General features: G+C 25.9%; 12 protein-coding genes. All 12 read right to left on the bottom strand.

From position 1 onward, the window contains the following. Nucleotides 1-59: 59 nt before the first annotated feature. The 12 genes from J8J04_RS03190 to dut all read right to left on the bottom strand — a co-directional run bounded on the left by J8J04_RS03190 (nt 60) and on the right by dut (nt 12,109). Entirely contained in the window at nt 60-338 is a 279-nt protein-coding gene (locus J8J04_RS03190; RefSeq protein WP_225885827.1) for a DUF2963 domain-containing protein, read from the bottom strand. 1,389 nt (nt 339-1,727) lie between these two features. Beyond that, a complete protein-coding gene (gene gap / locus J8J04_RS02195; RefSeq protein ID WP_212331820.1) occupies nt 1,728-2,735 on the bottom strand; it encodes a type I glyceraldehyde-3-phosphate dehydrogenase in 1,008 nt (335 codons plus the stop codon). 44 nt (nt 2,736-2,779) lie between these two features. Next, a complete protein-coding gene (locus J8J04_RS02190; RefSeq protein ID WP_212331806.1) occupies nt 2,780-3,985 on the bottom strand; it encodes a phosphoglycerate kinase in 1,206 nt (401 codons plus the stop codon). Nucleotides 3,986-4,110: 125 nt separating this feature from the next. Further along, nucleotides 4,111-4,977 (bottom strand): class II fructose-1,6-bisphosphate aldolase, encoded by an 867-nt coding sequence (gene fba / locus J8J04_RS02185; protein WP_212331802.1) that lies wholly within the window; start codon nt 4,975-4,977, stop codon nt 4,111-4,113. Between the two features lie 207 nt (nt 4,978-5,184). Further along, nucleotides 5,185-5,979: an HAD-IIB family hydrolase gene (locus tag J8J04_RS02180; protein ID WP_212331799.1), complete on the bottom strand. Its 795-nt coding sequence runs from the start codon at nt 5,977-5,979 to the stop codon at nt 5,185-5,187. 103 nt (nt 5,980-6,082) lie between these two features. Then, nucleotides 6,083-6,889 carry a triose-phosphate isomerase gene (tpiA, locus tag J8J04_RS02175; RefSeq protein ID WP_212331796.1) on the bottom strand — a complete coding sequence of 269 codons (807 nt, stop codon included), beginning with the start codon at nt 6,887-6,889 and terminating at the stop codon, nt 6,083-6,085. Nucleotides 6,890-7,172: 283 nt separating this feature from the next. Next, nucleotides 7,173-8,081 carry a phosphatidate cytidylyltransferase gene (locus J8J04_RS02170; protein WP_212331794.1) on the bottom strand — a complete coding sequence of 303 codons (909 nt, stop codon included), beginning with the start codon at nt 8,079-8,081 and terminating at the stop codon, nt 7,173-7,175. Between the two features lie 45 nt (nt 8,082-8,126). Further along, the gene (gene frr, locus J8J04_RS02165; RefSeq protein WP_212331792.1) at nt 8,127-8,681 is read right to left on the bottom strand and encodes a ribosome recycling factor; all 555 of its coding nucleotides are present in this window, start codon (nt 8,679-8,681) and stop codon (nt 8,127-8,129) included. A gap of 2 nt (nt 8,682-8,683) precedes the next feature. After that, nucleotides 8,684-9,403: a UMP kinase gene (gene pyrH, locus J8J04_RS02160; protein WP_212331789.1), complete on the bottom strand. Its 720-nt coding sequence runs from the start codon at nt 9,401-9,403 to the stop codon at nt 8,684-8,686. A 78-nt stretch (nt 9,404-9,481) separates the two neighbouring features. Further along, nucleotides 9,482-10,309 (bottom strand): translation elongation factor Ts, encoded by an 828-nt coding sequence (tsf, locus tag J8J04_RS02155; protein ID WP_212331787.1) that lies wholly within the window; start codon nt 10,307-10,309, stop codon nt 9,482-9,484. A 219-nt stretch (nt 10,310-10,528) separates the two neighbouring features. Continuing rightward, on the bottom strand, nt 10,529-11,326 hold the full coding sequence (gene rpsB, locus J8J04_RS02150; RefSeq protein WP_212331785.1) for a 30S ribosomal protein S2: 798 nt from the start codon (nt 11,324-11,326) through the stop codon (nt 10,529-10,531). Between the two features lie 321 nt (nt 11,327-11,647). Continuing rightward, complete coding sequence (gene dut, locus J8J04_RS02145) at nt 11,648-12,109, bottom strand: dUTP diphosphatase (RefSeq protein ID WP_212331783.1); 462 nt, start codon at nt 12,107-12,109, stop codon at nt 11,648-11,650. Nucleotides 12,110-12,248: the final 139 nt, after the last annotated feature.

Raw genomic sequence — 12,248 nt, 5'->3', positions numbered from 1 at the left:
GAATTAAAAAAATAATTACAATTACTATAATCCATATTTTTACAATAATTTTTCTTTTTTTATTCATATATTAACCTATTTTGTCTAGCATCTTCAATATGACTAATTGTTTTTCCATCATCTTGATATCTAGTGGATTTGATTATAAAACCAGTATTTTTGTCACATTCATCAATATATTCAATTGTTTCACCATCATTTTGATATTTGGTGGTTTTGATTATAAAACCAGTATTTTTGTCATATTCATCAATATATTTAATTGTTTTTCCATCTGGTTGAAAAATAACATTTTTAGTTGTAGTTAATACATCAATTTCTTTATCAACTTTGGCCATAATAGCATTATATGTTTTTGCTTGTTCCTCTGGGGATGGAATATTAGATTGATTTTCAACAGTTTCTTGTTCTTGTTGGTTTGGGTTTTCAGTTTTAGTTTGATTTTTATTAATAGCTAATAAAAGAATGATTAATAAAAAAAGAATAGTTCCAGTAATAAATAAACCCCAAACGATAAAGATAATATTTTTTGATTTTTTTTGATTATCGATTTTTATTTTTATTTACCTCTTTGATTATAATTTTGATTATTTAAAGGTTTAATAATATTATTTCTTTTTTTGTTTTTTGTAAATTAAGTTTATATTCTAACTCAGATATCTTTTTTTGTAATTTAATTAAATCAGTTTTATCAAGAATATTGGTTTTAATTGATGGTTCAACAGATGGTTTAATAAGCGACTTTGATTTATATTAAATCTTTTAATTAATTTGATAATTAATTTAAATGGTAATTTTATTATTATTTTAATAATATTAAAAATAGGAAAAATAACTTTTTTTAATTATCACCTATTCTTTTCAAGAAGTTTTTTTTAAAGCTCAAGAATTAGTGGATTAATTGCGCAACTAAAAGAGATTACAACTGTAGACGAAATAGAAGAATTTTCAAAAAAATAATAGTCTTGGTTTTCAACTTGAAAACGAATCTAAACAAAAAAAGAAAATGTAATCATTTAATAAATTTGATATGTTTATTTTGTTTTTTTTTTTTTTTGGTAATTGTTTTATTGTTAATTGTTTTACTGAAAATCATTTGGTTTAAGTTTAAAATTAAAAAAAATTTATTTATTTGAAACAAAAAAATTATATTATTGATAATAATTATCACTAGTTTTAATGTTTTCAATAATAACAGTTATAAGCGAACTTAATAATTATTTTAGTTTTTTACCATTTTATAGAAAATAAAGACGAATTTATAAATACTTCAGAATTATTTTATAAAATTGATCATTATGCAATTAAAAGAATGACTTATATTGCTAAAACAGTTGGTTAGATGGATTTCAATATATTATTGAATTACAAAATAAAAGCGGCAACTATTTTTTTTAAATTAAAGCCCATGTCATAAAATATTTTAAAATAAAAAATAGCTACTTTAAAAGTAAAAGATTTTATTTTCATTCACAACAATTATTTTGATTGGTTTAATTTATTAATTAAAATCATGGTTTTTTGTTCTTCTTGTATTTTTGATGTGTTTATGGTTATTTCTCAATATGAAGTGCATTAGAAAACAATTAAATAATTCAAAATTAAGTGTTTTTTAATTAATAATTAATTGTTTAAAATTATATAAAAAACAAACTATTTTATAATAGTTTGTTTTTTATACTTGAATTAAATTTATATATTTTATGTAATTTTAGCCAATAAAAAAGTTAAACCAAACTTGCTACTTTATGTAACAATCTTACTAATTGATTAACATAACTCATTTCATTATCATACCAAGACATTAATTTAATAAATCTTGGATTATCTTTTAAAATTTGTAAAGTATTAGCATCATATAAAGAACCATAAGTAGTTCCTACAACATCCGATGATACAATAGGGTCTGTAACGAAAGCTAATGTTTCGTTAGCGCTTTGTTTCAAAATGGTGTTAACTTCTTCTATAGTCACTTCTTTGTTTAATTCTGCTGTTAAATCAACTAAAGAACCCGTAATAGTAGGAACTCGAATTGCTGTGCCATCTAATTTCCCTTTTAATTCCGGAATAACTAAACCAATAGCTTTAGCTGCTCCAGTAGAACTTGGAACCATATTAAAAGCAGCTGCTCTACCACGTCGTGTCCAAATTCCTTTAGGGTGATTTTGATCTATTAAAGATTGATCACTAGTATAACTATGAACAGTAGTCATAAAAGCTTGTTTGATGCCAAAACAATCATTTAATACTTTAACAATTGGCGCTAAACAGTTAGTAGTACATGAAGCTCCACTGACAATTGTATCATCTTTGTTTAAGGTATGATCATTAACGTTATAAACAATAGTTTTAACATCATCATTGGCGGGAGAACTAATTAAAACTTTGTTAGCACCAGCTTTTAAATGTAAAGATGCTTTTTCTTTATTTGTGAAAAATCCTGTACATTCTAAAACGATATCAACTTTTAAAGAACTCCAAGGTAAATCTTGAGGATTTTTTTCTTGAAATACAGGAATTTTTTGTCCCTCAACTACTAAATAATTATCTTGATAACTAATATCATTTACTTTATAAGTTTTTTGCATACTATCGTATTTTAATAAATAAGAAATAGTTTCTAAATTTGCCAAATCATTAATAGCTACTACTTGAAATTTAGGATTTCCAAAAATAAGACGAAAGGATAATTTACCAATTCGACCAAAACCATTAATTGCTACTCGTACTTTCATAATTTTTTAAACCTCTTTTTTTATTTTTTAAAATTAAAAAAATATTAAAATTTTAATTTGTTTATAATGCAAGCTAATCCTGGCATTGGCTTTTCTTCTAAAAACTCTAAAAATGCCCCTCCACCAGTTGAAATATGACTAAAATGCTTTTCTAAACCAAATTTAAAAACAGCTGCTGCACTATCGCCGCCACCAATAATAGTGGTTGTTGTTGGAGGCAAATTACTAATTATTTTAGCTAAAGACTTAGTTCCTTGGCTAAATTTTTCAAATTCAAAAACACCTACAGGGCCATTCCAAACAATGGTTTTTGCTTTTTGCAAATAACTTTTGAAAAGTTCAATAGTTGTAGGTCCTATATCAAGTCCCATGAAATTATCAGGAATATTAAAATACTGATAAATAGAAGTTGGAGCATTTGGAGAAAATTCTTGGCTACAAACAAAATCTTTAGGTAAAATTATTTTTTGACCTTCTGGAGATGCTAATAACTGTTTAACTAAAGGTATTTTATCTTCTTCTAATAAACTAGTTCCGATGTTAAAACCTTGAGTTTTTAAAAAAGTATAACTCATACCGCCACCAATTAAAAGATAATCAACTTTTTTTAAAAGATTTTTAATAAGTTCAATTTTATCTGACACTTTAGAACCTCCCAAAATAGCTACTAATGGTTTTTGTGGTTGATGGATAATTTTTTTAATGAAATTAATCTCTTTTTCAACTAAAAAACCAAAACATTTTTCTTTAATGTTAGTGGCAATCCCAACATTAGAAGCATGAGTTCGATGGCAAGTTCCAAAAGCATCATTGACAAAAACATCTCCTAAAGAAGCCCAATATTTCCCTAATTCAGGATTATTTTTACTTTCTTTTTTTTGATTTAAATCTTCAAAACGAGTATTTTCTACAACCAAAACATCACCCGGAGATAAATTATTAATAGCTTGTTCTAAAAGAGGACCTTTAGTTTGAGGGACGAAAAATACTTTTTGATTTAAATAAAGTGACATTTTATCAGCTATTACTCGTAAACTAAAATGTTTTTTTTGAGATTCATCTTTAATGCGTCCTAAATGAGAGAAAATAATAATTTTGCTTTTATTTTGGATTAAATATTTTAGCGTCGGCAAAATAGTTTTAATTCTGTTATCATCTGTAATAATATTATTTTCTAAAGGAACATTTAAATCTGCTCTTAATAACACTTTTTTATTGGTAACATTTAAATTGGTTAATGATAAATTCATAACATCAGCACCTTTTAATTTTGAAAATGTTAAATATTGTTTGTTAATTTATAAAAAATATATTGTTTGTCTTGTTTGTAAAATTTTGAATTCAACAAAATTTTTTTAGCAAAACAAATATGAAATTATGCCTTGTTGATTGAGCCAAAAAGAGATAATTTATGTTTCATTAACTCTTTAATAGCTAAAAAACCAGGATTTAATAATTTACGAGGGTCAAACCCCTTATTAGTTAAGTCTTTTTTATCTTCAATATATTGTCTCGTTGCCTGAGCAAAAACTAATTGAAACTCTGTGTTAACATTAATTTTTACCACTCCCAAAGAAATAGCTTTTTTGATCATGTCTTCTTTAATCCCAGTTCCTCCGTGAAGAACTAAAGGTGTTTGTTTTTTAGTTAATTTTCTAATTTTAGCAAAAATGTTAAAATCAAGACCAGGCCAATTATCAGGGTATTTTCCATGAACATTCCCGATTCCAGCAGCAAGCATATTGACCCCTAAATCAGCTATTTTTTTGCATTCTTTAGGATCAGCTATTTCTCCTTTCCCAACAATACCATCTTCTTCTCCGCCAATGCCGCCTACTTCCGCTTCTATTAAAAGCCCTTTATCATGACATATTTTGGTCATTTCTTTAGTTTTGCGTAAGTTGGTTTCAAAATCATAATGACTGCCATCAAACATAATTGAAGTAAAGCCAGCATCAATAGCCTTTAATCCACCATCATAAGAACCATGATCTAAATGAAGGATCACAGGAACAGACACATTATAAAAAACATCTAGTTCTTTTACCATGGCAAAAACTGTTTTTAAACCACCCATGTATTTTGCGGCTCCCTCAGATACTCCTAAGATAACAGGAGATTTCAATTCTTCAGCTGTTTGTAAAGCTGCCTTGGCCCATTCTAAATTATTAATATTTACTTGAACTATTGCATATCCTTGTTGATGTGCTTTTAAAATAATTTTTTTATCTGAAGTTAACATTTCACTACAACCTTTCTTATATTTTGTGTTTCATAAAATGAAAGTGACAAAATATGGATAAATTATTTTTTTGGTAGTTAACTTTTTTTAATGTTTTTAAAACATTATAATTCAAAAATAAATCAGCTAAATTATTTAACTAACAAATTTTAAAATTTGTTAAAAAACAATTCATAAATTAAATATTTTGATTATCTGGAAAAAATATTAAACTAAACATTGTTTTTTTAAAAAATCATAAAATTTGTTAGTATCAATATGAGGTGCTAAAAGGGTGGAATTATCTCTAATTTCGCGACAATTAGTGTTGTCCATTCCTATACCAATATCAGCGTATTTCAACATATCAACATCATTATAACTATCTCCTACACAAATTAATTGATGTTGAGGGTATAAAGATTTAATAAGTTCGATTCCGCAAGTTTTATTAATTTTTTCAGGAACTAAATCAACACCACCTTCGCTTCTCCAATAATATATTTGTAAGTTTTTAAGGTTTTTGATAAATGTTTCTAATTTTTCACGATTAGGTTTGAATAGCCAAATTTGATAAATGTTATTGTGTAAATGAAATTGAGGGTCCACTAAAGAATTTTTGTTAGTGCAATACATTTCTTGCAATGAAGTGGGGATCAAATCTTGCTTACTAGGGACAATTTCTTGATTCATTCCTGTTAAACCAATATGGATTTTAGCTTGATGAGCTTTTTGAATTAACTCTTTAACTACTTCCTTGTTAAAAGGTCGATCATAAATAATCTTATCATTAACTTTTGTAAGACCGCCGTTAAATAAAATAAAATGTTTAAAGTAAGGGAGTAATTCCCCTAAAACATCTATTCTTTTTGTGTTTCTACCAGTAGCAATTCCTAAAATATTATTAGGATTTTGTGCTAATTTTTTAATAGCTTTAGTAGTTTGAGAAAAAATCTTTTTATATTTAGAACTTAAAAGGGTTCCGTCAATATCAAAAAAAAACATCCTTTTTTTTTGTTGCATGTTAAAAAACTCCTTATAATATTGCGATGAATAATGAAATTAAAATTAAAAAGTTAATAAATAAGTTTATTTTTGAAACAAGTCAAACAACAAGAGGTTTAAATTATTTTTCATTATGAAGTGTTTGAGAATGAGGAATAGAATATTGCAAAGTTGTTGTAACAAAATATAAAAAATTTTCAGGTTTTAAAGCTGATTTTCCTGCTAAAATACCATCAATTTCTTTTTGTTTTAAAATATTTAAAATATTTGCGGGAGAAACAGAACCACCATAAATGATTCTTACAGTTTCTGACGTTTGTTTTGAATATAAAGAGGCAATTTTATTTCTAATTTGCTTAATGGTATTATTAGCATCAGCAGGACTAGCGCTTTTACCTGCACCAATGGCCCAAATAGGTTCATAAGCAATGGTTATTTTATCCATCGATTCAAGGGAAACACCTTGTAAAATTTGAGTTAATTGTTGTTCTAAAAAGAGTTTAGTTTTATTTTGCTCTCTAATGGTTAAAGTTTCTCCTAAGCATAAAATAGGATGTAAATCATTTTGAAGAGCTAGTAACAATTTTTTATTAATTAATTGATCTGTTTCTTGGAAATATTCTCTTCTTTCGTTATGACCTAATAAAACACATTGAACCCCTAAAGATTTTAGATTAAGAGGGGAGATTTCTCCTGTAAAAGGGCCTTCGTTTTCATAAAACATATTTTGAGCACCAATTTTTAAATTAGGTCCTTGATTTTGAACTAAAATATCTAATAAAGTAGCTTGGGCAAAAAGCATAGTTTCTACTTTTGTTGCATCTGGAATTAAAACATTAATTTTTTGGATAAACTTTAAAGCTTCATTTTTGTTTTTATACATCTTCCAATTACCTGCGATAATCTTGGTTCTTTGATGATAATTCATAAAATAACTCCTTTTTATGTTAATTTTTTTGCAAAAAGATAAATTATTTTAAAAAAAATGAATTTACTTCGTTGATTTGTTTACAAAAGTCTATAAACATAAAATGGTAAAAAAACATCTAATATGATTTTAATAAATAATTTATGTTACAAATATATGAAGCAATCAAACGATAAAAAAAGATCAATAAAGAAAACAAAAAAAGAAATTTTAATATAAATCACTCACAAATAAAATTATATCATAATTTCAACAAAGGAAAAGGTATTAAATTATATACAAATTAAGATGTTGGGAAACTAACTTTAAAAATAGGGGAGGAAGAAATAAAAAGAAAAAGGGCAAAAAAAGAAGTAAATATCCAAGAATCAAAGCGATCTAACAAACCACCATGTCCTGGCAAAAGATTTCCAAAATCTTTAATGTTATATTCTCTTTTAAATTTAGAAGCAAGTAAATCACTGATTTGAGAAATAATGGCAATTAAAAAAGCAAATATAAAAAATAAAAGAAAATGTTGAATTTGAAAATCTGAGTTGGAATTTGATACTATTAAGAAAAAAAGAAAAGTAGCTAAAGGTGAGCCCAAAGTTCCTAAAATAGCTCCTTTTTTTGTTTTTTTAGGACTTAATTGTGGAACTAAAAAACCCAGATTTAAAAACGGAAAAAGTTTATGAAAACGAGCTAAAAAGGCGAAAGAATCCGTTAAAACAACATTTAACACAAAAAAAAGTAAATATGGGAGGGGTGATAAAAATAAAGTTAAAAGAGATGCCATACTACCACCAACATAAATCATAATTAAAAAAGTTTTACTAATATCTGAAGTGTTGTAAGAAGGTAAAAATACAAAAGCCAATAAAAATAAAATGAAAGGATAAAACAAAAGAAAAAAGGAAAATTTTGGTTTGATTTCGGGGATAAATGATTGGGGTAAAAGATGGAAGGAATTAAATATAATCAAAACACTGATAAAAAATAATGAGGTGAATAAAAAGACTACTCCAAAGCGATCCCAAAGCTGATTTTTATTAGTTTTGCTATGGGAATGATGAAATAAAATTAACATTTCTTGTGTTCCTTTTATGGTTAAAGGAAGAAATGTTATAATTTTCATATAAAGAGGCAAATAATAAAAGAAGAAAGAACATAATACTAAAACGCAAGCAGTTATTATTCTTTTTTTTATCATAATAAACCTCCTATTGGATGATTATAAAAAAACACTAATAAACAACTAAGATTTTAAAAGTTCTTTATTTTTATTAACAATTTCGTTATCGATAATTTTAATGTTTTTATCAGTTAAAATTTGAATTTTATTTAAACTTAAATTTTCTAAATCTTTAGTAAGTGCCATTTTTTTAATTTTATCATTACCATCACGACGAATGTTTCTTATTGCTACTTTGGTTTTTTCAGCTATTTTTTCAACTTCTTTCATTAAAGTTTTTCTTTTTTCTTCAGTTGTCTTAGGAAAAATAAGTCTTAAAATAACACCATCTGTTTCAGGAGTAATTCCTAAATCAGAGGCTAAAATTGATTTTTTAATAGCTGGAATTAAAGTTTTTTCATATGGTTTAATGTTTAATTGATTTCCTTCAGAAACACTGATTGAGGTTAATGTTTTTAAAGGAGTAGGTATTCCATAATAATTAATAGTTAATTTATTTAAAATATTAGGATTAGCTGTTCCAGTGCGAATATCAGCAAATTTTTTTAACATAATGTTTTGGGCTTGTGACATTTTATTTTCAATTAATGTAAGAATTTCTTGAGTTTGTTGTTCCATCCTTATGAATCTCCTTTTGAACTAATAATAGTACCAATTTCTTTTTGTAAAACCGCTTTTTTAATATTTCCTGTTTGAAGCATATTAAAAACGATAATATCGATATCATTTTCTAAACAAAGAGAAGCAGCTGTAATATCCATAACAGAAAGTCTTTGTGATAAAATTTGCTCATGTTTCATAGTTTTTAACAAAATAGCATCATTGTGTTTCTTTGGATCTTTATTATAAACACCTTCAATATTGTTTTTAGCCATTAAAATGATATCAATATGTAATTCAGCAGCTCTTAAAGCAGCAGCAGTATCGGTTGAAAAATAAGGAGATCCAGCTCCTGCTCCTAAAATAATTACTCTTCCTTTTTCTAAATGACGAATAGCCTTACGACGGATATAAGGTTCTGCCACTGCAGAAACAGGGAAAGCAGTCATAACTCGTGTAATTGTTTGGGTTTGCTCTAAAGCATCTTGTAAAGCTAAAGAATTCATAATAGTTCCTAGCATCCCCATGTAATCAGCTTGAGAACGATCCATTCCTAATTCTTCTCCGATACGACCGCGCCAAAGATTACCTGCTCCTACAATGATAGCAATTTGAACCCCTAAGTCTTTAACTTCTTTAATTTCTAAAGCAATTTTTTTAATAGTTAGAGGATCAATGCCATAAAGGGAATTTCCTTTCAAGGATTCGCCACTTAATTTTAAAAGAATTTTTTTATACATGCCAAAACCTTGTTTCATGAACCTTGAAAAAAAATAATTTCAAAGGTTTTTTTTTGTTTGTAAAAAAAATTATCATAATTAATTAGTGATTGCCCAACGAATAAAATAGGTAACATCTGTTTGATTTTCTTTTAGATAATCTTTTATTTTTTGTTTAGGGTTTTTAATAAAAAATTGTTCTAACAAACAATGGTCTCTTAAAATCTTGTTTAAACGCTCTTGTACTATTTTATCTAAAATATGTAAAGGTTTTTTGCCTAAAAGTTCTTTTTCAGTTTGCTTTTGTAAAATATTTTTTTCTAACTTTATGAATTGAGGATCAATTTGATCAAAGGTTAAAAATTTCGGTTCTACTGCTGCTATATGCATAGCAATATCTTCAGCAACTAAAGTACAATTGTTTTTAAGGATGGTTAAAACAGAAATTCGTCCTCCTTGATGTTTGTAAGTCCCAAAACATTCTTGATCTTTTTTAGTAATTTTTAAAACTCGTTTAAGAGTAATTGTTTCTCCTAAAATGGATATTTTTTCTAAAATCAAATTTTTTATTTTTTTATTTTGATATGTAGTAGATAAAATATCTTCTACTGTTTGTAGTTGTTTTTGAAGAATTGTTTTTCCTATAATTTTAACTAATTGTTGAAAGTGTTCGTTTTTGGCGACAAAATCAGTTTCTGAATTTAATTCATATAAAAAAGCATTATTTTGATCAATAATAATATTAATCAATCCTTCATCAGTAATACGGTGTTGTTTTTGAGATGCTTTAATAATTCCTTTTTCTCTTAACAAAACAATTGCTTTTTCAATATTTCCTGAGGTTTTTTCTAAAGATTTTTTACATTCAATCATACTTACATGAGTTTTTTGCCTCAATTCTTTAATCATGTTTATTGTAATTTTCATTTTTGCTCCTTTTATTTTGGTTTTTAAAATAATGTTGTTGTTATTTTTGGTAAAAAGAAAAAAATGCTTTTTGATTAATTTAGTGCTTTTTGATTTTTGTAAACATTTATATTTTGCGTGTTTTGCGTGATCAAACACTTAAGACATGTTGTTTGTTTTTAAAAAATGCAAAATTAGTTATTTAATTATAACCATTTTTTTATTTTGTCAATCAAACAATTAAGATGATTTTCTAACTTTGTCTTGATAAGGTCTTCTGTGGTGTGAATTTGCATTGTTAAAAGTTTGAGGTTTTAATGCATTTTTAGCATCAAATTGTTCTGGTTTTTCAGGAACTCCACCAGCTCCTTCAATACAAGCATTAGCTATAGCCCAAGTTATTAATTTAACTCCTCTAATAGCATCATCATTAGCAGGAATAATATAATCAACTAAATCAGGATTACAATTAGTGTCAACAATACCAAAAATTTTAATATTTAATTTACGAGCTTCTGCGATTGCAATCTTTTCTTTTTCAGGGTCGATTACAAAAAGACCTTGAGGTAATTCTTTCATGTCTTTAATGCCGCCTAAAAATTTTTCTAATTTATCTCTTTTTTTTTTTAATTTAACTACTTCTTTTTTAGGTAATTTTTGCCAAATTCCATCTTCTTCTTCTTTGTATAAGGTGTGAAGCAATTGAATACGTTTTAAAATAGTGTTAAAATTAGTTAAAGTCCCCCCCAACCAACGTTGAGTAATGTAGTATTGTTGGGAACGTTGTGATTCTTCTTTAATAGATGTTTGGATTTGTTTTTTAGTTCCTAAAAATAAAATTTTGCCTCCTTCTGCAATCATTTTTAATAATTCTTGATAATTTTGTTCAATTTTTTCTGAGGTTTTTTTAAGGTCAATAATGTGAATTCCATTTCTTGAAGTAAAAATATAATTTTTCATTTTCGGATTCCATTTTCTAGTAGCGTGACCAAAATGAACTCCTGATTCTAATAATTGTTTCATTGTAACTACTGCCATTTTTGTTAAAAAAACTCCTTTTTTGGTATTTGCGATATAAATAATAAATGATTACAATTTGCTTTTTGCTATTTTGCTATAAATATTGTAACAAGTAAAAATATTTTTTTTAATTTGTTTTTATATTTTTTTTAAAATGGTATTATAATTAATTTGTTAATAGAAGAAAAGAAGAATAAATGAAAAAAAATATAAAAAATATAACAAATCATAAAATATCAAAAAAACAAAACATCATCATGAAAAATAAAAAAATATCTTTTTTCCTAAAATATTTTAGCATATTTTGGTTCATATAATGATAGTTTTATGATAGTAAAATCAATTTTTATGAGTTGTGCTACCAAAACCTCCTTTTCTTAATGATGAAGGAGTTGCTTCTTTGGTACTTAGTAATACATTTTGAAAAAGACCTTGTGCGATTCTTTCTCCTTTGGTAATCTTAACTGTTTGATTTGAAAAATTATATAAAGGGATTAAAATATGTCCTTCGTTTTTAATATTGTGATAGTAATCGCTGTCAATTACTCCAACTCCATTAACCATTATTAATTTTTTTTTCAAAGGAATAGAAGACCTAATATAAATTAATAAAACTTCATCTTGAGGAAAAGAAGCTTTAATTCCAGTAGGAACTAAAATAACTGTTTGAGAAGGGATTTCACAATTTTGAGCAGCTTCAAAATCATATCCAGCACTCATTTGAGTTTGTCTTTTAGGGAGATTAATTGCTTGATGTTCGTAAATGCTAATTTTTTCAAAAAAACGTTGTTTTGTATTCATAAATGATAAACCTTAGTTTTCTTTTATTTTATAATAATATTATTGATTGTAAAATTAAAATTGATGAGGAAAGAGGAAAGAAGAATAAATATAAATAACTTTTTAAGGATAAAAAAAAAGAATACAAAAAAATTATATC

It is taken from the genome of 'Fragaria x ananassa' phyllody phytoplasma, assembly GCF_018274325.1.
In the GTDB taxonomy this organism is placed as follows: domain Bacteria; phylum Bacillota_I; class Bacilli_A; order Acholeplasmatales; family Acholeplasmataceae; genus Phytoplasma.
This window is presented reverse-complemented; position numbering and strand designations above follow the sequence as displayed.